This is a genomic window from Ideonella livida (genome assembly GCF_010499455.1).
Classification (GTDB): Bacteria; Pseudomonadota; Gammaproteobacteria; order Burkholderiales; family Burkholderiaceae_C; genus Ideonella; species Ideonella livida.
On sequence record NZ_JAAGOH010000003.1, the window covers coordinates 45,362 to 67,517 of the forward strand.

21 protein-coding genes are annotated in these 22,156 nt (G+C 67.8%); 18 read left to right on the plus strand and 3 right to left on the minus strand.

All coding sequences use genetic code 11. The annotated features are described in order from the left end of the window. Window positions 1-48: 48 nt before the first annotated feature. Both G3A44_RS03620 and G3A44_RS03625 read right to left on the minus strand, forming a co-directional pair. Window positions 49-1,059 carry a porin gene (locus G3A44_RS03620; RefSeq protein ID WP_163456141.1) on the minus strand — a complete coding sequence of 337 codons (1,011 nt, stop codon included), beginning with the start codon at window positions 1,057-1,059 and terminating at the stop codon, window positions 49-51. 363 nt (window positions 1,060-1,422) lie between these two features. Then, complete coding sequence (locus G3A44_RS03625; RefSeq protein ID WP_163456142.1) at window positions 1,423-1,797, minus strand: cupin domain-containing protein; 375 nt, start codon at window positions 1,795-1,797, stop codon at window positions 1,423-1,425. Between the two features lie 254 nt (window positions 1,798-2,051). On the opposite strand from G3A44_RS03625, the gene kduI reads away from it, so the two are divergent. From kduI to G3A44_RS03700, 15 genes are all read left to right on the plus strand, one after another. Continuing rightward, the gene (kduI, locus tag G3A44_RS03630; protein WP_163456143.1) at window positions 2,052-2,888 is read left to right on the plus strand and encodes a 5-dehydro-4-deoxy-D-glucuronate isomerase; all 837 of its coding nucleotides are present in this window, start codon (window positions 2,052-2,054) and stop codon (window positions 2,886-2,888) included. 186 nt (window positions 2,889-3,074) lie between these two features. Then, on the plus strand, window positions 3,075-3,851 hold the full coding sequence (gene kduD, locus G3A44_RS03635) for a 2-dehydro-3-deoxy-D-gluconate 5-dehydrogenase KduD (protein WP_163456144.1): 777 nt from the start codon (window positions 3,075-3,077) through the stop codon (window positions 3,849-3,851). A 98-nt stretch (window positions 3,852-3,949) separates the two neighbouring features. Then, a complete protein-coding gene (locus G3A44_RS03640; RefSeq protein ID WP_163456145.1) occupies window positions 3,950-4,834 on the plus strand; it encodes a carbohydrate ABC transporter permease in 885 nt (294 codons plus the stop codon). Beyond that, the gene (locus G3A44_RS03645; protein WP_203561284.1) at window positions 4,831-5,769 is read left to right on the plus strand and encodes a carbohydrate ABC transporter permease; all 939 of its coding nucleotides are present in this window, start codon (window positions 4,831-4,833) and stop codon (window positions 5,767-5,769) included. Before G3A44_RS03640 ends, G3A44_RS03645 begins: the two co-directional genes overlap by 4 nt. 32 nt (window positions 5,770-5,801) lie before the next feature. After that, on the plus strand, window positions 5,802-6,953 hold the full coding sequence (locus tag G3A44_RS03650; RefSeq protein ID WP_163456146.1) for an ABC transporter ATP-binding protein: 1,152 nt from the start codon (window positions 5,802-5,804) through the stop codon (window positions 6,951-6,953). 101 nt (window positions 6,954-7,054) lie between these two features. Further along, window positions 7,055-8,374 carry an ABC transporter substrate-binding protein gene (locus tag G3A44_RS03655; protein WP_163456147.1) on the plus strand — a complete coding sequence of 440 codons (1,320 nt, stop codon included), beginning with the start codon at window positions 7,055-7,057 and terminating at the stop codon, window positions 8,372-8,374. A 12-nt stretch (window positions 8,375-8,386) separates the two neighbouring features. After that, window positions 8,387-9,769 carry a pectate lyase family protein gene (locus G3A44_RS03660; RefSeq protein WP_203561285.1) on the plus strand — a complete coding sequence of 461 codons (1,383 nt, stop codon included), beginning with the start codon at window positions 8,387-8,389 and terminating at the stop codon, window positions 9,767-9,769. A 149-nt stretch (window positions 9,770-9,918) separates the two neighbouring features. Beyond that, on the plus strand, window positions 9,919-11,064 hold the full coding sequence (locus G3A44_RS03665) for an oligogalacturonate lyase family protein (RefSeq protein ID WP_163456148.1): 1,146 nt from the start codon (window positions 9,919-9,921) through the stop codon (window positions 11,062-11,064). Then, window positions 11,061-12,467, plus strand: a complete 1,407-nt coding sequence (locus G3A44_RS03670; RefSeq protein WP_163456149.1) for an MATE family efflux transporter — start codon at window positions 11,061-11,063, stop codon at window positions 12,465-12,467. The genes G3A44_RS03665 and G3A44_RS03670 overlap by 4 nt, the downstream gene beginning before the upstream one ends. Window positions 12,468-12,487: 20 nt before the next feature. Next, window positions 12,488-13,309 carry a DNA-binding transcriptional regulator KdgR gene (gene kdgR, locus G3A44_RS03675; protein ID WP_163456150.1) on the plus strand — a complete coding sequence of 274 codons (822 nt, stop codon included), beginning with the start codon at window positions 12,488-12,490 and terminating at the stop codon, window positions 13,307-13,309. Window positions 13,310-13,367: 58 nt separating this feature from the next. Beyond that, window positions 13,368-14,114, plus strand: a complete 747-nt coding sequence (locus G3A44_RS03680) for a FadR/GntR family transcriptional regulator (protein ID WP_163456151.1) — start codon at window positions 13,368-13,370, stop codon at window positions 14,112-14,114. A gap of 205 nt (window positions 14,115-14,319) precedes the next feature. After that, window positions 14,320-15,111 carry a transporter substrate-binding domain-containing protein gene (locus G3A44_RS03685; protein WP_163456315.1) on the plus strand — a complete coding sequence of 264 codons (792 nt, stop codon included), beginning with the start codon at window positions 14,320-14,322 and terminating at the stop codon, window positions 15,109-15,111. 28 nt (window positions 15,112-15,139) lie between these two features. Continuing rightward, window positions 15,140-15,796 carry an amino acid ABC transporter permease gene (locus G3A44_RS03690; protein ID WP_163456152.1) on the plus strand — a complete coding sequence of 219 codons (657 nt, stop codon included), beginning with the start codon at window positions 15,140-15,142 and terminating at the stop codon, window positions 15,794-15,796. Window positions 15,797-15,816: 20 nt separating this feature from the next. After that, entirely contained in the window at window positions 15,817-16,467 is a 651-nt protein-coding gene (locus G3A44_RS03695) for an amino acid ABC transporter permease (RefSeq protein WP_163456153.1), read from the plus strand. Then, window positions 16,454-17,185, plus strand: a complete 732-nt coding sequence (locus G3A44_RS03700) for an amino acid ABC transporter ATP-binding protein (RefSeq protein ID WP_239061691.1) — start codon at window positions 16,454-16,456, stop codon at window positions 17,183-17,185. The genes G3A44_RS03695 and G3A44_RS03700 overlap by 14 nt, the downstream gene beginning before the upstream one ends. Window positions 17,186-17,206: 21 nt before the next feature. On the opposite strand, the gene G3A44_RS03705 is transcribed toward G3A44_RS03700, so the two are convergent. Beyond that, the gene (locus G3A44_RS03705; protein ID WP_163456155.1) at window positions 17,207-17,995 is read right to left on the minus strand and encodes a FadR/GntR family transcriptional regulator; all 789 of its coding nucleotides are present in this window, start codon (window positions 17,993-17,995) and stop codon (window positions 17,207-17,209) included. A gap of 219 nt (window positions 17,996-18,214) precedes the next feature. Here G3A44_RS03705 and G3A44_RS03710 point away from each other — a divergent pair, with 219 nt between their 5' ends. The 3 genes from G3A44_RS03710 to G3A44_RS03720 all read left to right on the plus strand — a co-directional run bounded on the left by G3A44_RS03710 (window position 18,215) and on the right by G3A44_RS03720 (window position 22,147). Continuing rightward, window positions 18,215-19,369, plus strand: a complete 1,155-nt coding sequence (locus G3A44_RS03710; RefSeq protein ID WP_163456156.1) for a mandelate racemase family protein — start codon at window positions 18,215-18,217, stop codon at window positions 19,367-19,369. A gap of 69 nt (window positions 19,370-19,438) precedes the next feature. Continuing rightward, a complete protein-coding gene (locus tag G3A44_RS03715) occupies window positions 19,439-21,070 on the plus strand; it encodes an ABC transporter substrate-binding protein (protein WP_163456157.1) in 1,632 nt (543 codons plus the stop codon). Between the two features lie 21 nt (window positions 21,071-21,091). Continuing rightward, window positions 21,092-22,147, plus strand: coding sequence for an ABC transporter permease (locus tag G3A44_RS03720; protein WP_163456158.1), 1,056 nt, complete (start codon window positions 21,092-21,094; stop codon window positions 22,145-22,147). Window positions 22,148-22,156 lie beyond the last annotated feature (9 nt).

The following is a 22,156-nucleotide window of genomic DNA, read 5'->3' on the forward strand; positions in this document are numbered from 1 at the left end:
GCGCCAGGCGTCCGTGGCCCGCCTGACAGACCGGCCACGGCAGGGGCATCAGAAGTTGTGACGCAGCGCCACCTCATATTGCATCGGCACGGTGTTGTCGGTGCTTGCCTTCTGGTAGTTGTGGCGCACCAAGGACAGGTTGACGCTGCTGCTCTTGGTCAACAGGTACTGGTAGCCCAGGCCCAGACGCGCCTCCTTGGCGCCGCCCAGGGCGTCATTGTCTTGACGCCGCTGGTGCGAGGCGCGGATCTGTCCCGGACCGGCGGGCACCTGCACGCCCAGGGTCAGCACCTTCTGCTCGCCCAGGTTGTTGGTGCCCACGTCGCTGGACTTGGCCCAAATGGCCATCACCTTGGCCACCTTGAAGTCATAGGAGCCCGCCAGGGCCAGCGATTTCCAGTCGTCCGTGGCGCTGGCATCGGTCTGCTGGCCGATGGACAGCACCAGCGGGCCGCTCTGGTAATCCAGTTGCACGCCGCTCAGGTTCTTGCTGAGGGCGGTCTCCTTGGGCGCATAGGCCAGGCCAAAGGCCAGGCCATTGAAGGTGGCGGACTGGTAGTAAGTGGCGTTGTCCCACTTGGCGACGAACTTGGCGCCGCGGCTGCCGTTAGACGCCAGGCTGTCACCGCCAAAGGCTTCAAAGCGGCCGTTCACGCCACGCATGTCCAGCGGCGAGCTCTGGTGGCCCAGGCGGATCTCGCCGTAGGTGGTGTGGGCCAGGCCGACAAAGGCCTTGTCCTTCCACATCAGCGTGCCGTCCTGGGCGCCGGTGTCGGCCTTGAAGCGGTGTTCCAGGTGCGCAAAGGCCGTCAGGCTCTCGTTGACCGTCTCGGTGGCGCGAAAGCCCAGGCGGGCGGTGGAGCTGTCACGCTGTTCAGACATCGTGTCCTCGGAGGTCTTGACGTCCTTGGCGTAGCGGCCCATGGCCAGGTCGACCCGCCCATACAGAGAGAGGCTGCGGCCGCCGCTGGTGGTCTGGGCCTGGGCGGGCAGGGCGGCGGTCAGGGCCAAGGGCAGTGCGAGCAGGGCAATGCGGGCGCTATGGCGGGGGGCGGTCATGGTCTGTCTCCAAAAGTCCAAGTCAAAACGAGGGTCGGAGCGCTGGCCGCCAAGCGCATACACGCGGCGTGGGGCAGCGGTTCCGTGGGTATGGCCCGGGCGATCGCCGCCCCGAGGCGGCACCCATGGGCCTCGTCGGGGCAGGTGAACGGGGGCGATGAGAAGCTGCGGTGTCAGACCGCAGGCACCGCCATCACGCCAGCCCCCAGCAGGGGGGCCGGACACGCACGCCCTCAGCAGGTGGGCGGGGTGGGTGATGGTCAGAAGCGCAGGTCGGCCAGAAGGGCACGGCCTGCCGCCAGGGCCGGGCGCGCGCAAAGGTCGCGCCCGACAGGCAATCAAGCCCGGCTTGCCGGGCGCGCGTCAGGCGAAGAAGTCGTCCCGACGCGGCGAGAACATGTCAATCAGCTGGCTGTGGGGCTCCAGCGCCACGGCCTCGTGTAGCACGGTCTTGGGCGCGATGAAGGCGTCGCCGGCGCGCAGCACGCGCCGCGTGTCGCCCACCAGCACATCAAAGGCGCCACTCAGCACGTACACCACCTGATCGTGCAGCGCATGCGCATGGGCACTGCCCACGCCGGCGCCTTGGGCAAAGCGCACCACGGCGCCCAGCAGTTCGGGTGTGTGGCCCAGGATCTTGCGCTCTATGCCCGGGGCCACCTCCACCCAGGGGTGCTGGGCATCGAGGAAGAACGCGTCACAGGCGGTCCGGTCGGCAAGGGGAGGGGGATGGTTCATGGGGTCTCCTCCAGCAGGGCTCAACACTTCAGGTAGACGTCAAAACGACGTTCCAAAAATCTTGCAATCTGCTGACATGGCTGGCATTATAGGAACCACAGAATGAAATGAAACAGCGGTTCAAACACAAAACGACACTGTTTCTGGAAAACACCGAGTCATCAGCCGAGTGCACCAACGCCCACGCGCTGCAGACTTCCGCCTCATCTGGAAGCGGCTTCTTTGCCCCTTCCCCGTCACCGAAGGAGACCCCCTTGGACATCCGCCAAGCCATCCACAGCGACCACGCCAAGACCCTGGACACCACCGGCCTGCGCCAGCAGTTCCTGGTGGACGCGGTGTTCCAGCCCGGCGCCATGACGCTGACCTACAGCCACATCGACCGCATCATCGTGGGCGGCATCCAGCCCACCGAGGCGCCGGTGCTGTTCTCGCCCGAACTGGGCAAGCACACCGGCACCGAGTTTTTCCTGGCTCGGCGCGAAATCGGCCTGATCAACATCGGCGGCGATGCCGTGGTGACGGTGGATGGCACGCGCTACGACGTGCTGCGCGAGGAAGCGCTCTACATCGGCGCAGGCGCACGCGACGTGGCCTTCGAAAGCGTGAACCCCGCCGATCCGGCCAAGCTCTACTTCAACAGCGCCCCGGCCCACACCACCTACCCGACGCGCAAGATCACCCTGGAGCAGGCCTCGCCCGAGACCCTGGGCGATCCCAAGACCAGCAACCGCCGCACGATCTACAAGTACATCGTGCCCAACGTGCTGCCCACCTGCCAGCTGCTGATGGGCATGACCAAGCTGGAAGAAGGCAGCCTCTGGAACACCATGCCTTGCCACACGCACGAGCGGCGCATGGAGGTGTACTTCTACTTCAACATGAAGTCGGACGCGGTCGTGTTCCACATGCTGGGCCAGCCGCAGGAGACGCGCCACATCGTGGTGCGCAATGAGCAGGCCGTCATCAGCCCGAGCTGGTCCATCCACTCCGGCGTGGGCACGCAGGCCTACACCTTCATCTGGGGCATGGTGGGTGAGAACCAGGTCTTCCCGGACATGGACCACATCAAGATGACCGAGCTGCGCTGACCGCGGCGCCGCCACCGTCCGGCGCCCAGTACCCCGGACGGCTGCAGGCCCCTGACGGGCCGACCTGAACCCTTTGCTTCCGACCATCGCCGGTGGCCTGCCGCCACTGCGAGGGGAGGCGTTCGCCCTCTCTCCGCCCTCTCCCCGCCATCATCGGCCGCCACGGCGGCCAAGCGAGTCGTCACCATGAGCGCATCCCCTTCCTTTTCCGCCGCCTTCGACCTGACCGGCAAGGTCGCCCTGGTCACCGGCTGTGACACCGGCCTGGGCCAGGGCATGGCCCTGGCGCTGGCCCGCGCCGGCGCCGACATCGTGGGCGTGAACCTGGTCGAGCCCAAAGACACCATTGCCTGCATCCGAGAGACCGGCCGGCGCTTCATCGACCTGCGCGCCAACCTGTCGCACACCTCGGCCATCGCCGACGTCATGGCCCAAGCCGTGGCCGCCCTGGGCCGGGTGGACATCCTGGTGAACAACGCCGGCATCATCCGCCGCGAAGACGCGCTCAAGTTCAGCGAGAAGGACTGGGACGACGTCATGAACCTGAACGTGAAGACGGTGTTCTTCATGTCCCAGGCCGCGGCGCGCCAGTTCATCGCCCAGGGCTCGGGCGGCAAGATCATCAACATCGCCTCCATGCTGTCCTACCAAGGCGGCATCCGCGTGCCGTCCTACACCGCCTCCAAGAGTGGGGTCATGGGCATCACCCGCCTCATGGCCAACGAGTGGGCGGCGCACCGCATCAACGTCAACGCCATCGCCCCGGGCTACATGGCCACCAACAACACCGCGCAGCTGCGGGCGGATGAGGCGCGCAACCAGGCCATCCTGGAGCGCATCCCCGCCGGCCGCTGGGGTACGCCGGACGACCTGGCCGGACCGGTGGTGTTCTTGGCCTCCAGCGCCGCGGACTATGTCAACGGCTACACCCTGGCCGTGGATGGCGGCTGGCTGGCGCGCTGACCTGCGCCCCCGCCGGGGGCGGCACCCGTGGTGCCTGCACCCCTTAACAGAACGCGCGGCCCCGCCTGCTCGGGCGAGCGGCCGCCAGGAGACCAACCATGTACGAGAACAAACGACTGGGCTTCCTGTTCGTGCTGCCCTTCGTGCTCGGCGTGCTGATGTTCAAGCTCTTCCCCTTCGTGATGAGCTTTGCGCTGAGCTTCACCGAATACGACGTGATGAGCCCGCCGGTGTGGATTGGCGCCGGGAACTACGAGCACATGCTCACCCAGGACCCGCTGTTCGGTAAATCCCTGGGCGTCACGCTGTTCTTCGTGGCCATGGCCGTGCCGCTGCGTGTGGGCTTTGCGCTGTTCATCGCCCATGTGCTGAATTTCAAGCTGCGCGGCATCAACTTCTTCCGCTCGGCGTTCTACCTGCCGTCCATCCTGGGTGGCTCGATTGCGGCGGCCGTGCTGTGGCGTTTCCTCTTCGCCCAGCAAGGCCTGGTGAACATCGTGCTGATGAAGGTCGGCCTGGAGCCCATCTCCTGGCTGGCGGATGAGCACTACTCGATCTGGACGGTGATCCTGCTGTTCACCTGGCAGTTCGGCTCGGCCATGGTGATCTTTTTGGCGGCGCTGCAGAACGTGCCGACCTCGCTGTACGAGGCCGCCGAGATCGACGGCGCCAGCAAGACGCAGCAGTTCTTCCGCATCACCGTGCCGCTCATCACGCCCGTGATCTTCTTCAACCTGATCATGCAGATGGTGCACGCCTTCCAGGAGTTCAACGGCCCCTACATGATCACCGAGGGCGGCCCGCTGCATTCCACCTACCTGCTCTCGCTCTACATCTACGAGCAGAGCTTCAAGCTGTTCAACATCGGCTACGGCGCGGCGCTGTCCTGGGTGCTGTTTGCCATCGTCGGCGGCCTGAGTGCGCTCTCGTTCCTCAGCTCCAAGTACTGGGTCTTCTACGCCGGCGAGAAGGACCGCAAGTGAACACGCTGAAGCAGACCTCCGCCATGACCACCACCACCTTGACCCCGGCCAGCGCCACTGACCGCGTGGCCTCCGACCGCGAAGCCCTGCTGACCCAGCGCCGCGAGCGCATCGCCACCGTGATGCGTTACGCCGTGCTGGGCCTGGTGGGGCTGGTGATGCTCTACCCGATGATCTGGCTCATCGGGGCCTCGTTCAAGAGCAACGCCGAGATCTTCACCGAGATCGGCTTCATCCCCTCGCACCTGGACTTCGGCGCCTATGTGAAGGGCTGGAAGACCAGCACCGAGTACACCTTTGCGACCTACTTCCTGAACTCGTTTCTGATCACCATCCCGCGCATCATCGTCACGGTGATCTCGTGTGTGCTGGTGGCCTACGCCTTCGCGCGCTTTGAGTTCTGGGGCAAGAAGTTCCTGTTCTCGGTGATGGTGGGCACCATGATGCTGCCGCTCATCATCCTGCGCCTGCCGCAGTACCTGATGTTCAAGGAGTTCGGCTGGCTGGACACCTACCTGCCGATGATCGTGCCCTCGGCCTTCGCCACGGACACCTTCTTCGTGTTCATGCTGGTGCAGTTCCTGCGCGGCATCCCGCGTGACATGGAAGAGGCCGCGCAGATCGACGGCTGCAACGCGCTGCAACTGCTCTGGCACATCATCGTGCCGCTGCTCAAGCCGGCCATCATCAGCGTCATCGTCTTCCAGTTCATCTGGACGATGAATGACTTCATGGGCCCGCTGATCTACCTCTCCACCGTGGAGAAGTACCCCGTGTCGCTGGCCTTGAAGATGAGCATCGGCGCCACCGAAGAGGTCGAGTGGGCCTCGGTGCTGGCCATCTCGGTGGTGGCCCTGCTGCCCTCGGTGGCGGTGTTCTTCGCCGCCCAGCGCCACTTCATCGAAGGCGCCTCCAGCAGCGGCATCAAGGGCTGAAGCGCCCACCCCCATTCCCCAGGAGACAAGACATGGCCCAAGTCAGCCTCAAAGGCATCGAGAAGGTTTACGGCAACGGCTTCAAGGCCGTGCACGGGGTGGATCTGGAGATCCGCGAAGGTGAGTTCATGGTGTTCGTCGGCCCCTCGGGCTGCGCCAAGAGCACGCTGCTGCGCATGGTGGCCGGGCTGGAGTCCATCAGCGGCGGCGAGCTGCGCATTGGTGGCACGGTGGTGAACAACCTGGCGCCCAAGCAGCGCGGCATCGCCATGGTGTTCCAGAACTACGCCCTCTACCCGCACATGAAGGTGTACGACAACCTGGCCTTTGGCCTGAAGCTGGCCGGCACCCCCAAGGCCGAGGTGGACGCCCGCGTGCGTGACGCCGCCAAGCTGCTGGAGATGGAGCACCTGCTGGACCGCTACCCCAAGCAGCTCTCCGGCGGGCAGGCGCAGCGTGTGGCAGTGGGGCGTGCCATCGTCAAGAAGCCGGGGGTGTTCCTGTTTGACGAGCCCCTGTCCAACCTGGACGCCAAGCTGCGCGCCAACATGCGGGTGCGCCTGACCGAGCTGCACCGCACGCTGCGTGAGCAGGGCCGGGCCTCCACCGCCATCTACGTCACCCACGACCAGGTGGAAGCCATGACCATGGGCGAGCGCATCTGCGTGCTCAAGGAAGGCACCATCCAGCAGGTGGACGTGCCCACCGCGCTCTATGACCGCCCGGCCAATGCCTTTGTGGCGGGTTTCATCGGCTCGCCAGAGATGAACATCCGCGAGGCGCGGCTGGTGTCCACCGACACCGGCGCCGCCATCGCCCTGGGCAGCGAGACCTTGCTGCGGCTGCCGGCCGGCCATGCGCAGAAGCTCGCGCCCTGGCGGGACCGGGCGCTGCGCCTGGGTCTGCGACCGGAGCACATCGTGGCCGACCTGGACGCCCCCGGCCTTGCCGGTCAGCCCGACCTGGTGACGGTGGACGGCACGCTGCGCTTTGTCGAGCACATGGGCAGCGAGGTCTATGTGCACTTCGACCTGGGCGACGTGCCCTTCACCTGCCGCGCCAGCGCCGAGCGCCTGGGCGGCGTGCACCTCAAGCAGCGCGGCGATCGCCACCGCTTTGGCCTGCAGATGGGCCACAGCCACGCCTTCGAGCCCGAAGGCGAGGGCCGCAACCTGCTGCTGTGAGGGCGGGCGGGCCTGTGCGGCCTGCCGGTCTCGCCCCCAACCGTTCTTGACCCTTGAGGCTGCGCCGCAGAGCAAGCCCGCCCCTTCCACGGAGACACACCATGCAACGCCGATCCTTCTCTGCCCTGGCCAGCACCCTGGCCGCCACCTTGGCCGCCCCCGTGCTGCTGAGCGCCGCCGCCCCGGCGCTGGCGCAGGAGCCCGTGACCTTGCGCTTTTCCTGGTGGGGCGGCGGTGAGCGACACGAGACCACGCTCAAGGCCATCGCCGCCTTCGAAGCCAAGAACCCCGGCGTGAAGATCAAGGGCGAGTACATGGGCTTTGGCGGCTACCAGGAACGCCTGACCACGCAGATCGCCGGCGGTTCCGAGCCGGACATCATGCAGATCAACTGGGCCTGGCTGGCCACCTACTCCAAGCGCGGCGACGGCTTTCTGGACCTGGGCCAGTTCAAGCAACACCTGGCGCTCAAGGAGTTCTCTGAAGAAGAAGTCCGCATGGGCACGGTGGCCGGCAAGTTGAACGGCCTGCCCACCTCGTACACCGCGCGCCTGTTTGTGTGGAACCGCGCCGCGCTGGAGCGCGCCGGCCTGAAGATGCCCACCACCTGGGAAGAACTCTTTGCCGCCGGCAAGAGCTTCCAGGCCAAGAACGGTGACAAGGCCTATGTGATCGACGGTGAGCTCTACGACATGCTGCTGCTGTCGCAGACCTACATCCACCAGAAGTACGGCACGCCCTATGTGGACCCGGCCGAGGCCAAGGTGGCGATGAGCCCGCAGGCCCTGCTGGAATGGGTGCAGACCTACCGGCGCCTGGTGGAAGGCAAGGTGGCCACGCCACTGCCGTACCGTGCCAGCCTGGGCGGCGCCGAAAAACCCACCGAGCAGCAGCCCGACTGGGTGACCGGCACCTGGGCCGGCAACTACACCTGGGACTCGGTGCTGCGGCTGCGCGCCAGCACGCTCAACAAGGAGCAAAAGCTCGACATCGGTGACTTCCTCACCCTGCCTGGCGCCAAGAACTCCGGCATGTTCGGCCGGCCCTCGCTGTTGTTTGTGGCCAGCAAGCGCACCAAGCACGCCGAAGTGGCCGCCAAGTTCATCAACTTCATGCTGACCGACCCGGAGGCCGCCCGCATCCTGGGCCTGACCCGGGGCATTCCGGCCGCCGACAGCCAGTTCAGCGTGCTGGCCGCCGAGAAGCGCATCGATGCGCTGGAGCAGAAGGCCTACCTGCAGATCAAGGCCGCCAAGGACGCCGGACGCATCAGCCTGCCGTCACCGCTGTTTGAGTCGCCCCGGGTGCAGAAATTCATGCGCGAGGTGTTCGAGCAGGTGGCCTACGGCAAGATCACCGACCAGCAAGCCGCCGCCCGCCTGATGGACGAAGGCAACGCCATGCTGGCCCGCCTGAAGTAAACGGAGGCCACCATGCCACGACGCCAATGGCTGGGCCCATCGGCCCGCCGCCTGACTGCCTTCGCCCTGGTCTCCAGCCTGCTGATCATGGGCGGTTGCGCCCAGCTGCTGCCGGCAGGCGCGACCGCTGTCCACCCCACCACGCCGGCCCCGCTGCTGCCGGCCCGCCTGGCCCAACTGCGGGAGGCCTTGCCTGAGCACGATGGCTGGGCCGCCGCCCAAGGCGGCACCTGGGGCGGAGCCGATGCCAAGCCCGAGCACGTGACCGTGGTGCGCACCCGCGCCGAGTTGCTGCGTGCGCTGGCGGCTGGGGGCAACCCCAGCACGCCCAAGATCGTGCAGGTGGCCGCCATGATCGATCTCATGACGGACGACAGCGGCCGCCCGCTGGGTGAAGCCGATTTCCGCGACCCGGCCTTCAGCTGGGAGGCCTACCTTGCGGCCTATGCCCCGGCCACTTGGGGCAAGAAAAAGCCCGAAGGCCCGCAAGAGGAGGCCCGCGCGCGCTCGGCCCAGCGCCAGGAAGCACAGGTGATGGTGAAGGTGCCCAGCAACACCACCCTCATCGGCGTGACGGCCGATGCCGGCTTCAAGCATGGTGGGTTGATGGTGCAAAACGCGGAGAACGTGGTGATCCGACACCTGCGTTTTGAAGACGCCTACGACCTCTTCCCCGAATGGGACCCGAAGGACGGCCCCGAAGGCGAGTGGAACAGCGAGTACGACAACCTCGCGTTGCGCGGCGCCAGCCAGGTGTGGATCGACCACTGCACCTTCAGTGACGGCCAGCGCCCCGACGCGCGCGAACCCGTGTGGCTGGGCCGCAAGGTGCAGCACCACGACGGTTTGCTGGACATCACCCTGGGCTCGACCCACGTCACCGTCTCGTGGAACCACTTCAAGGGCCACGACAAGACCCACCTGGTGGGCGGCAGCGACAGCCTGAAGACCGACGAGGGCAAGCTCAAGGTCACCTTCCACCACAACTGGTGGGACGGCGTGGGCCAGCGCGCCCCGCGTGTGCGCTGGGGCGAGGTGCATGTGGTCAACAACCTCTACACCGTCCCAGCCCAGGCCGGCACCGACGCGGTGCGCTTTGTCTACTCCATCGGCGTGGGGGTGAACTCGCGCATCGTCAGCCAGGCCAACGCCTGGGAGGTGCCCGCCCACGTGCCGGCAGGGCAACTGGTCAAGCTCTGGAAGGGCAGCGCCTTCCGGGACGAAGGCAGCCTGGTCAATGGCCAGCCGGTGGACCTGTTCGCCGCGCTGCAGGCCACCCACCCGGGAACCCCCCTCAGCCGGGATGTCGGCTGGTCGCCTTACCTGTTGCCGCCGCTGGACGCGGCGGCCGACGTACCCGCCAAGGTGCGCGCCGGGGCTGGCGCGGGCCGCTGACCGACGACTCTTCTTTCTCCAGGGGTGACAACGCAGTGCTTGGGGCCAGCGGCCTGCGCATGACCCTTTCCGGCCGCCGCCTGCCTGCCCGGGTGACCCCTCACCCATGGCGGCGGCCGGTCTTTTCCTTGCCGTAAAGGAACTCTTTGATGAGCAAAGCCAAGGTGCGCCCACTCGCCTTTCAGGTGCAGACCGACCCCGACACCGGCGCCCGCGTCACCCGCCTCACGCCCGAGGACGTGACGTGCCACCGCAACTACTTCTACCAGAAGTGTTTCACCCAGGACGGCCGCAAACTGGTGTTTGGCGGTGAGTTCGGTCCCGGCACCGACTGGAACTACCACCTGCTGGACCTGGACAGCCAGACCGCCCTGCAGCTCACCGACCAGCCCGGCGAGAACACCTTTGGCGGCTTTCTGAGCCCGGACGACCTGCACCTGTACTTCGTGCGCCAGCAGCGCCAACTCGTGCGCCTGGAGCTGGCCACCCTCAAGGAGGACGTGGTGTATGGGGTGCCCGAGGGCTGGGTGGGCTACGGCACCTGGGTGCCCAATTCGGCCTGCACCAAGATGGTGGGCATCGAGATCGCCGCCGAGGACTGGTTCCCCTTGAGCGACTGGCAGAAGTTCAACGAGATGTTTGAGCGTCAGCCGCGCTGCCGCCTGTTCAGCATCGATCTGGCCACGGGTGAGCGCCGGGTGATCCTCGAACAAAAAGGCTGGCTGGGCCACCCGCAATACCGCCCGTTTGACGACCACACCGTGGCCTACTGCCACGAAGGCCCGCACGACCGCATCGATGCGCGCATGTGGTTCATCAACGAGGACGGCACGCACCGCCGCTGCGGCAAACCGCACGAGAACGGCGAGAGCTGCACGCACGAGTTCTGGGTACCGGACGGCTCGGCCATGATCTACGTGAGTTACCTCAAGGGCAGCCCCGAGCGCTGGATCCGCTCGCTCGACCCGGTCACGCTGGTCGACCGGCCGCTCACCGCCATGCCGCCGTGTTCGCACCTCATGAGCAACCAGGACGGCACGCTCATCGTGGGCGACGGCTGCGGCCACGCCGCCAGCGGCCACAACACCATGCTCACAGGCGACCCTTACCTTCACCTCTTTGACCTGAAGGCCGGCACCACCCGCAAGCTGGCGCGGCATGACAGCTCCTGGGGCGTCTACAAGGGCGACCGCCAGGTCACCCACCCCCACCCCAGCTTCACCCCGGATGAAAAGCAGGTGCTGTTCAGCTGCGACAAGGCCGGCGAGCCGGGACTGTTTCTGGTGGATCTGTGAGCCTGCGCCGGGTGCGCGTGTGCTGGCGCCGCGCCTGCGGCCGGCCGCGCGGCGCCTGGTCGCTGGCCGCCCCCCTGCTGCTGCAGGAGCTGGCCGTGGTGCTGAGCGGTGCGGCCATGACCCTGCTGGCAGCGCGGCTGGGATCGGCCGCGGTAGCCGCCATCGGTTGGGTGGAGGTGCTGGGGCAAATGCTGCACGCCCTCATGGGCGCCTGCGCCATGGGCGCCACCGTGGCGGCGGCGCAGGCCGTGGGCGCCGGCCGGCCCGGCCGCCTCGCGGCCCTGGCCGCCGACGCCCTGGCACTCATGCTGGCCTTGGGCCTGATCTTGCTCGCCTTGCTGTGGCTGGCGCAAGACATGCTGTTTGCCCTGCTGCTGCCCGGGGCCGACCCCGCCGTGCTGGCCCATGCCCGCACCTATTTTCAGGGCCTGCTGTGGGCTGACGTGCCCGCGGGCCTGGCCCTGGTGGGCGCCGGCCTGTTGCGCGGCATGGGGCGAACCGGTGCCGCCATGCGGGTGCAGCTGGCCTTCACCGTCACCCAGCTCAGCACGGCTGCGCTCTTCATGCACGGGTTGGACGCGGGCGTGCCGGGGGCGGCCGCCGCGCTGGTGCTTTCGCGCGGCGTGGCACTGGCCGTGGCGCTGCACGCCCTGGCGCCGCTGTGGCCTGGGCGGGCCTGGCCCACCGCCTTGGCGCGGCGTTGGCGCCGCCGCGGCTGGGCGGCCTTGACCTCGCGCCACGCCCGCGCCGTGGCCGCGGTGGGTGGGCCCACCGCGCTGGAAAACATCTTCTTTCACCTGGGCAAGATGCTCACCCAGAGCCTGGTGGCCGGACTGGGCACCACCGCCATGGCGGCCAACTTCATCGCCTTTGCGCTGGCCGGCCTGATGAACATCCCCGGCAACGCCCTGGGTGCGGCCGGGACCACCCTGGTGGGCCAGGCCGTGGGCGCCGGCGAACTGGCCCGCGCCCGCCGCCAGATGCTGCAGCTGCACCGCAGCGCGGCCTTGGTGCTGTGCGGGCTGGCCCTGCCCGTGGCGCTGGGGGCCCCGGCGCTGGTGGCGCTCTACACGGCCGACCCCGCAGTGCAGGCCCAGGCCGTGGCGCTCATCCGCCTGAATGCCGCCTTCATGCCGGTGTGGGCGGCCTCCTTTGTGCTGCCGGCGGCGCTGCGGGGCGCTGCGGACTCCCGCTACGCGCTGGGCGTGGCCACGGCCAGCATGTGGGGGTGCCGCGTGCTGCTGGGCTGGGGGTTGGGGCGCGCCCTGGGCTGGGGGGTCACCGGGGTGTGGCTGGGCATGTTCGCCGACTGGTGCGTGCGGGGCGTGCTGTTCTGGCACCGTGCAAAAACCCTGCCCCTGGAGTCGGAATCACGCGAAAATCCAAGTCAATTGAAACGATAGCCCGAAGGGAACAAAACATCATGGACGACGACAGCCTCGATCCCCGCCAGCCCGAGTCGGTCGCGGCGGTGCTCAAGGTGTTTGCCATCCTGCAGTCGCTGGCCGACCGCAGCGAGACGGGCATTTCGGACCTGTCGGTACGCCTGGCCATGCCCAAGGCCACCGTCTACCGTTTTCTGCAGACCATGAAGAGCCTGGGTTACGTGCGCCGCGAGTCAGACTCCGAGCGCTACGGCCTGACCATGAAGCTCTTTGAGTTGGGCTGCAAGGCCATGCAGTACCCGGACCTGATCGAGGTGTGCAAGCCGCACATGCAGACCATCTCCGAGCGCATTGGCGAGACCATCCACCTGGGTACGTTGATCGACAGCGAGATCATCTACGTCCACAAGATCGATTCGCGCCACATCCTGGGCATGTATTCGCGCATCGGCCGGCGCGCCCCGCTGCACTGCACCGCCATCGGCAAGGTGCTCATGGCCTGGGAGAACGCGGTGCTGCGCGACGCGGTGCTGGCCGGCGCCGAATTCAAGCGCTTCCGCGACAACACCATCTGCGAGCTGCCGGATTTCCTGCAGGAACTGGAGCGCACGCGCGCCCAGGGCTTTGGCGAGGACCGTGAGGAGTTTGATGAGCACATCCGGTGTGTGGCCGTGCCCCTCTTCGGCGTGCACGGCACGCCGGTGGCCGGCATGAGCGTGTCCTTTCCCACCTTCCGCTTCACCGATGCCATTGGCGCCGAGACGGTGGCGCTGCTGCGGGAGGCCAGCCGCGACATCTCGCGCCAACTGGGCTGCTCCCAGTCGCCGCTGGATGAGGCGGCACCGCCCAAGCGCCGCTGAACCCCTGACCACCACCACAACGGCCGCAGCCTGACGCTGTGCCCCCAAGGTTTACCCCATGTTGAACGAAGATCCCGTCTTGCCCCGGCGCCGCCCGCGGACCCTGGCCCAGGTGCTGGTGGGGGCGCTGGAAGAGCGCATCCGCGACGGCCGCCTTGGCCCCGGTGAAAAGCTGCCCACCGAGGCGGCCATCATGGGCGAATTCGGCGTGAGCCGCACCGTCGTGCGCGAAGCCATCTCCCGTCTGCAGGCCGCCGGCCTGGTGAGCACCCGCCACGGCGTGGGCACCTTCGTGTCCGAGCGCATTGCCGAGGACACCGGCTTTCGCATCGCGCCCGAGCAGCTGGGCACCCTCAACGACGTCATCGCCCTGCTGGAGCTGCGCATCGGCCTGGAGACCGAGGCCGCAGCCCTGGCGGCCCAGCGCCGCACCGAGGACGAGTTGCAGGCCATGCGCCAGGCCATCGAGGCGATGGAGGCCGCCATTGCCAGTGGTGAAGACGCGGTGGCGCCGGACTTCCAGTTCCACCTGGAGATCGCCAAGGCCACCCACAACCCCCACTACGTGCAACTGCTCAGCACCTTGGGCAGCACGGTGATTCCCCGGGCCCGCCTGGACGAGGAGCACCCGGAGGCTGTGCAGCGCCGGCAGACTTTTCTGCGGCGCGTGAACGGCGAACACGAGAGCATCCTGGACGCCATTGGCGCCGGTGACCCCGAGGCCGCCCGTGCGGCCATGCGCACGCACCTGAGCAACAGCCGCGAACGGCGCCGGCGCTCCCTGGTGGCCAGCAGCGCGGACTGACGCTACCCCACGGAACCGCACCGCAGCGGTGCGCAAAGCACCAAGTAGGGGGACGATGCACCAGTGAATTGAACGATGCACCGTATTCATCAGCATGTTCAATCCTGTATACAGTTTTGAATACGATGGCATGAGCTTTGCTGTTTCTCCGGCACCTCTTCCTGATGCTGGAGTTGTTGCCGTGGCCTTGCCTTCCCGATCCGATCTGTCCCTTTCTTCCTCCCGTCGCCTGCTGCTGGGTGCCTTGCTTGCTGCGGCTGCCAGCGGCCCGGCCTGGGCGCAAAGTGCGCTGGAGACTGTGCTCAAGGTCAAGACGATCAAGATCGCCGTCCCCACCGACTTTCCGCCCTATGGCTTCGTCGGCCTGGACATGGCCCCGCAGGGCCTGGACGTGGACATGGCCCGCCTCATCGGCGCCAAGTTGGGCGTGAAGGTGGAGCTGGTGCCGGTAAGCAGTGCCAACCGCATCGCCTACCTGCAGACCAAGAAGGCCGACTTGGTCATTTCCACCCTGGGCAAGAACCCCGACCGCGAGAAGGTGATCGACTTCACCGCCGCCTACTCCCCGTTCTACCAGGCGGTGTTCGGCCCCAAATCCCAGCCGGCCAAGAGCGTGACCGAGCTGCACGGCCGCACGGTGGGCGTCACCCGTGGTGCCATCGAGGACCAGGAGCTGAGTCGGCTGGCCCCGGCCGACGTGGTCATCAAGCGCTTTGAGGACAACAACGCCACCGTGGCCGCCTTCGTGAGCGGGCAGGTGCAGTTCATCGCCACCGGCGCCTCCGTGGCCGCCGTCGTGATGCAGAAGAACCCGCAGCTGGGCACCGAGCTGAAGTTCGTGCTCAAGGATTCGCCCAACTACATTGGCGTGGCCAAGGGCGAGGACGCGCTGCGCACCAAGGTCAACGAGGTCATCGCCGCCGCCAAGGCGGCGGGGGAGCTGGACAAGCTGGCGCAGAAGTGGCTGGGTCGTCCCGCCGGCACCCTGCCTGAATGAGCCCCGCCCCAGCACCGACGAGCCGGCCATGACCGAACTCGACTTTCTGAGTGTGCTGCGCGAATGGCCGCAGCTCCTGCATGGCCTGGGCATGACGGTGGCGCTCACCGCCGTCAGCGCCGTCGTGGGCCTCGCCCTGGGCGTGGCCTGCGCGTGGGCGCGGCTGCAAGGCCCAGCGCCGCTGAGCTGGGCCGTGGGGGCGTATGTGGAGCTGTTCCGCAATACACCCTTCATCGTGCAGCTGTTCTTCCTGTTCTTTGGCTTGCCCAGCCTTGGGGTGCGCCTGTCGCCAGACCTGGCCTCGGTGCTGGCCATGGTGCTCAACCTGGGCGCCTACGCTGCCGAGATCGTGCGGGCGGGCCTGGTGGCCACGCCGCGTGGCCAGCTCGAAGCCGCAGCCAGCCTGGCGCTCACGCCCTGGCAGACCTTCAGCCGCATCGTGCTGCCGCCGGCACTGTGGCGGGTGTGGCCCTCCCTGACCGGTCAGCTGGTGATCGTCATGCTGGGTTCGGCCGTGTGCGGGCAGATCTCGACCGAAGAACTGTCGTACGCCGCCAACCTGATCCAAAGCCGCAACTTCCGCGCGTTTGAGGCCTTCATCGTGGCGACCACCCTCTATCTTGGGCTGGCCACGGCGCTGCGCTGGGGCTTGAACGCCCTGGGCCGCCGCTGGCTGGCGCACTGACCGCAAGGAGCTGGCCCATCATGGTCGAGTTCACCCTTTGGGACATTCTGCGCAACCTGCTGTTGGCCGCGCGCTGGACCGTGCTGCTGTCGCTGGTGGCGTTTGTGGGCGGCGGGCTGCTGGGCGGCCTGCTGCTGGTGCTGCGCCTGCGCGGCGGCCCGCTGACCCAGTGGGCGCTGAACCTGTTCGTCGAGATCTTCCAGGGCACGCCGCTGCTGATGCAGCTGTTTCTGGCCTATTTCGGCCTGGCCCTGCTGGGCATTGAGGTGCCTGCCTGGCTGGCGGCGGGCCTGGCGCTCACGCTCTACAGCGCTGCCTTCCTCAGCGAGATCTGGCGCGGTTGCGTGGCCGCCATCCACCGGGGCCAGTGGGAAGCGGCCCGCGCGCTGGCCCTGGGCTTTGGGCAGCAGCTGCGCCATGTGATCCTGCCGCAGGCCTGGCAGGTCGCCTTGCCTCCCACGGTGGGTTTTGCGGTGCAGGTGGTCAAGGGCACAGCCCTGACCTCGGTCATCGGGTTTGTGGAGCTGACCAAGGCCGGCAGCATGGTGAGCAACGCCACCTTCCAGCCTTTCTTGGTCTATGCCTGCGTGGCGGGCGTGTACTTCCTGTTGTGCTTCCCTCTGTCGGTCGCCGCGCGCGCCCTGGAGAAACGTCGTCATGCCGTTCATTGAGATCCGCGCCCTGCGCAAGCGTTTTGGCGCCCACGAAGTGCTCAAGGGCATTGACCTGACGGTGGAGGCCGGTCAGGTGGTGTGCATCATCGGCAAGAGCGGCTCGGGCAAAAGCACGCTGCTGCGCTGCCTCAACGGGCTGGAGCGCCACGATCAAGGCCAGATCCTGCTGGACGGCCAGGCGCTGGACCTGGCCGATGCGCCGCTGCGGGCCTGGCGCCAGCGCGTGGGCATGATCTTTCAGAGCTTCAACCTCTTTCCGCACCTGAGCGTGGGGCGCAACGTGATGCTGGCGCCCACCCTGGTCAAGGGCAGCGGCGCTGCGCAGGCGGAGGAACGCGCCCGCGCCTTGCTGGCCCGGGTGGGTCTGGCCGAGAAGTTCGACGCCGCGCCGGACCGGCTCTCGGGCGGCCAGCAGCAGCGCGTGGCCATCGCCCGCGCCCTGGCGATGTCACCCGCGGTGCTGCTGTGCGACGAGATCACCTCGGCGCTGGACCCGGAGCTGGTGGGTGAAGTGCTGCAGGTGGTGGAGTCCCTGGCCGCCGACGGCATGACCCTGCTCATGGTCACCCACGAGATGAACTTCGCCCGCAAGGTGGCCGACCTCGTGGTGTTCATGCATGCGGGCCAGGTGCATGAGATGGGCCCCCCGGCCCAGCTCTTTGGCTCGCCGGCCACGCCCGAGCTGCAGCAGTTCCTCAGCGCGCTGCATACCTGAGCGGCGGCCGGCCAGGGCCGCTCACGCCAGACCCGCCAGCGCCCGCAGGCGCTGCCGGCTCTGGTCCAGGTGCAGGAACATGGCCGCCCGCGCGGCCTGGGCGTCGGCACGGCGGATGGCGTCGTGGATGGCGCGGTGTTCATCGAGCACCACCACCTTGCCTGGGCGCAGGCCGGGCTCGTCGGCCGCGCGAGGGGCCGCCGGCGCGCTTGGCGGCCTGTCCACCTGCCGTGCCGCCCTCGCCGCGGCGGGCGCGTCAGGCACCACCGGCGGCAAGCGCTGGATGGTGGCCCGCCCCAGGGCATGCAGCACCGCCTCGAAATGACGGTTGCCGGTGGCCCGTGCCACCAGCAGGTGGAACTGGGCGTCCTGCGCCACGGTCGGCCGCCCGGCGGCCACCGCCTCTGAAAACGACGCCAGCACCTGGCCCAGCTCCTCCAGCTGCTGCGGGCTGCGTCGCTGCGCGGCCAAGGCGGCGGCGTCGGACTCCAGGCCCATGCGCAGCTCCAGCATCGCCAGCTTGTCCTCCAGGCTGGGGGGCTCGCCGCCGCTGCCCAGGTTGACCGGTTCGGGGTTGGCCGGTTCGCACACGAAAGTGCCCACGCCATGGCGGGTGTGCACCCAGCCCGCCGTCTGCAGGCGCAGCATGGCCTCACGCACCACGGTGCGGCTTACCCCAAAGCGGGCCATCAACAAGGGCTCGGTGGGCAGCTTGTCGCCCGGGCGCAGCGCGCCGCTGCGCATCTCTTCTTGCAGGGCATCGACCAGTCCATGCGCCAGGCTGCGGGGGAGGAGGGGAGTGGACGTCATGTCGTCTGACCTCTTTGGGCCTGCTGTCATCAGATGACTTGCATTGTAGAGCCTTAATTTCGCCCCCGAACCGGCGACTTTTCACCGGGTATTCCCGCATGTTGTCCGACTTCGCACCTCTTATGATGCCGCCAATCGTCAGATGACACGCTGAACCGGCGCCGCAATTGGCACTCCGAATCGCCAAGTCATCCGATGACTTAACCGAACGGAGCCCCCATGAAGATCGAGACCGTGCGCGTCACGGAGTTCAGTTATCCGAGCCACCGCAGCACCGATGCCGCCGGCCACAGCCACCCCGGCCCCCTCACGCAGGCGCGCCTGTCGCTGCTGACCATCACCACCGACGACGGGCAGCAGGGCCACGCCTTCGCGCCGTGTGAGGTGATCCGCGAGCATGTGCTCAACGCCTTCTTCCGCAAAGTGCTGGTGGGGCGCGATCCGCTGCACCGCGAGAAGCTCTGGGCCGAGCTGGAGCACTGGCAGCGCGGCAGCGCCGGGCAACTCACCGACCGGGCCCTGGCCGCCGTGGACCAGGCGCTGTGGGACTGGGCCGGGCGCGCCCTGGGCCAGCCGGTCTACAAGCTGATCGGCGCCTACCGCGACAAGGTGCCGGCCTACGGCAGCACCATGTGCGGCGATGAGCTGGCGGGTGGCCTGTCCACCCCGCAGGAGTACGGCGACTTCGCCCTCAAGCTGGTGGCGCGGGGCTACAAGGCCATCAAGCTGCACACCTGGATGCCCCCGGTGAGCTTTGCACCCAGCGTGGCCATGGACATCCGCGCCTGCGCTGCCGTGCGCGAGGCCGTGGGGCCGGACATCGCGCTGATGCTCGACGGCTACCACAACTACAGCCGCACCGATGCACTGACCATCGGCCGCGCACTGGAGCGCCTGAACTTCACCTGGTTCGAGGAGATGATGAACGAGCAGAGCATGGCCTCGTACGCCTGGCTCAGTGAGCAGCTGGACATCCCCATCCTCGGCCCCGAGAGCCTCTCGGGCAAGCACTACAGCCGGGCGGACTGGGTCAAGGCCGGCGCCAGCGACATCCTGCGCGCCGGCGTGCCCGGCGTGGGCGGCATAACCCCGACGCTGAAGGTGGCGCACCTGGCAGAAGGCTTCGGCCTGAACTGCGAGGTGCACGGCAACGGCGCGGCCAACCTGGCGGTGTGCGCGGCGGTGCGCAACTGCCGCTGGTACGAGCGCGGCCTGCTGCACCCCTTCCTCGATTACGACGAGGTGCCCGCCTACCTGAACCGCCTGGCCGATCCGATGGACGCCGACGGCTTTGTGCACCTCTCGCCCGCGCCGGGCCTGGGTGAGGACATCAACTTCGCGCACATCGAGGCCCACACGCTGCGCAGCTACTGATCGCCGCAAGGATCGCCGCTCGGATCGCCTCACCGGCGTCCGCCCCCAGAACACCAGGAGACACCCCCGATGCACACCCCCGCCCTTTGCCGCCGCCACCTGCTGAGCCTGGCGGCCACCCTGGCCACCGCCGCCACGCTGGCCCTGGCCCCGGCCGCCACCCGGGCCGACACCCCGGCCGACCAGCTGGTGATCGGCTTCAGCATGAACAACCTGCTCTCGCTGGACCCGGCCAACGCCACCGGCCTGGACGTGGCCGAGATCTTCGCCAACGTCTACGACACCCTGGTGGTGCTGGACCCCGCCAACCCGCGCCAGGTGCAGCCCGGCCTGGCCGAGCGCTGGCAGATTGCCGCCGATGGCAAGAGCCTGCGCTTCACGCTACGCAAGGGCGCCAGCTTCCACAGCGGCAACCCGGTGACGGCAGACGAGGCCGCCTGGTCCCTGCAGCGGGTGGTCAAGCTCAACCTGGCTTTGGCCACGGTGTGGAAGAGCTACGGCTTTTCCAAGGAGAACGTGGAGAAGTTCATCCGCGCCGAGGATGCCCAGACGCTGGTCGTCGAGCTGCCCGAGCCGGGGGATGCGCGGCTGGTGCTCTACACCCTGGCCACCTCGGTGAGCGCGGTGGTGCTGGACCGCAAGACCGTGATGGCCAACGAGAAGGGGCTGGACATGGGGGCGGCCTGGCTCATCAACCACACCGCCGGCTCGGGCGCCTTCAAGCTGGACGAGTGGCGCGCCAAGGAGGTGCTGCTCGCCAGCCGCTTTGAGGGCTACTGGCGCGGCCCGGCCAAGCTGCGGCGCATCGTCTGGCGGCACATGAGTGAGTCGCAAAGCTTGCGCTTGATGCTGGAGCGTGGGGATCTGGACGTGGCCACCGGCATGGCCCCGCCGGACATCGAGGCACTCAAGAGCCACCCCAAGATCCGCACCCAGGCGGTGCAGCGCGGCACGATCTATTACGTGGCCGCCCAATCCAAGGACGGCCCGTTTGCCGACAAGCGCGTACGCCTGGCGCTGCGCCACCTCATCGACTATGAGGGGCTGAACAAGACGGTGATGCCGCACTTCGGCGTGCTCAACCAGCGTCCGGTGCAGCTGGGTCTTGCCGCCACGTTGCCGCAGCCGGGCTACACCCTGGACGTGGCCCGTGCCAAAGCGCTGCTGGCGCAGGCGGGTTTCCCCAATGGCTTCAAGACCACCATCCGCGCCGTGGCCGAGCCGCCTTTCACCCACATCGCCACCAACCTGCAGGCCACGCTGGCGCAGGCGGGCATCGAGGCCAGCATCCTCACCGGCACCGGCAACCTGGTGTACGGCGCCATGCGCGACCGCCGCTTTGACCTCATCGTCGGCCGCGGCGGTGGCGGCACCGAGCCGCACGCCTACTCCAGCCTGCGCTCCCTGGTCTACAACCCCGACAACAGCGACGCCGCCAAGCTCACCAACTTCCAGGGTTGGCGCACCGGCTTTCAGAGCACCGCGCTCAACGAGCTGGTGGACAAGGCGCTGCTCGAGCCGCGTGAGGACCGGCAGGTCAAACTCTTCCAGGACGCCCAGCGCCTGTATGAGCAGGAGGTGGGCGGCATCCAGCCCGTCTCGCAGATGGTGGAAACCGTGCTGCTGCGCAGTGATGTGCAGGGCTACCAGAGCCACCCCTCGGCCACCACGCGCCTGCACGGCGTGAGCAAGCAGCGCTGAAGGCGCGGGAAGGAAACCGTCATGGCCCTGTCTGCCGTGTTTTCAAGGGTAAGTCCGGCGCTGCTGCTGGCGGGTGTGCGCCGGCTGGGCAGCGTGGCCATCACGCTGCTGGGCCTGTTGGCGCTGACCTTCGCCATCGGGCGGGTGATGCCGGTGGACCCGGTGCTGTCCATCGTCGGGCCGGATGCGGATCGCTCCACCTACGAGCAGGTGCGCGCCCAGCTCGGCCTGGACCAGCCACTGAGCGCCCAGTTCACCCGCTACCTGGGTGAGCTGGCCCAAGGTGACCTGGGCAAGGCCATGCTCAGCGGCAACCCGGTGAGTGAGGACATCGCGCGTGTCTTCCCGGCCACGGTGGAGCTGGCCACGCTGGCCATCGTCATCGGCACGGCGCTGGGGGTGCCGCTGGGGGTGTGGGCCGCCGCACGGCGCGGGCGCTGGGCGGACCATGCCGTGCGCCTCATCAGCCTCATTGGCCACTCCACCCCGGTGTTCTGGTTCGCCATGATGGGTCTGCTGGTGTTCTACGCCTGGCTGGGCTGGGCCGGCGGCAGCGGCCGGCTGGACCTGAGCTACGACGGCCTGGTGGCCTCGCGCACGGGCTTTTTGCTGATTGACGCCGCGCTGGCCGGCGAGTGGGCGGTGTGGGGCAGTGCGCTCAAGCACATCACCTTGCCGGCCACCATCTTGGCGCTGCACGCCATGGCCTACATCGCCCGCATGACGCGCAGTTTCATGCTCGCCCAGCTGGGGCAGGAATACATCCTCACCGCCCGGGTCAAGGGGCTGAGCGAGCGCGCCGTGCTCTGGAACCACGCGTTTCGCAACTGCCGGGTGCAGCTGCTCACCATCGTCGCCCTGACCTACGGCGGCCTGCTCGAAGGCGCCGTGCTGGTGGAAACCGTCTTCGCCTGGCCGGGCTTTGGCCAGTACCTCACCAGCAGCCTGATGCTGGGGGACATGAACGCGGTGATGGGTTCGGTGCTGCTGGTGGGGCTGCTGTTCATCGGCCTGAACCTGCTGTCCGACCTGCTCTACCAGGTGTTTGACCCGCGCACCCGCACCCAACGCCAGTGAGGCCGACAC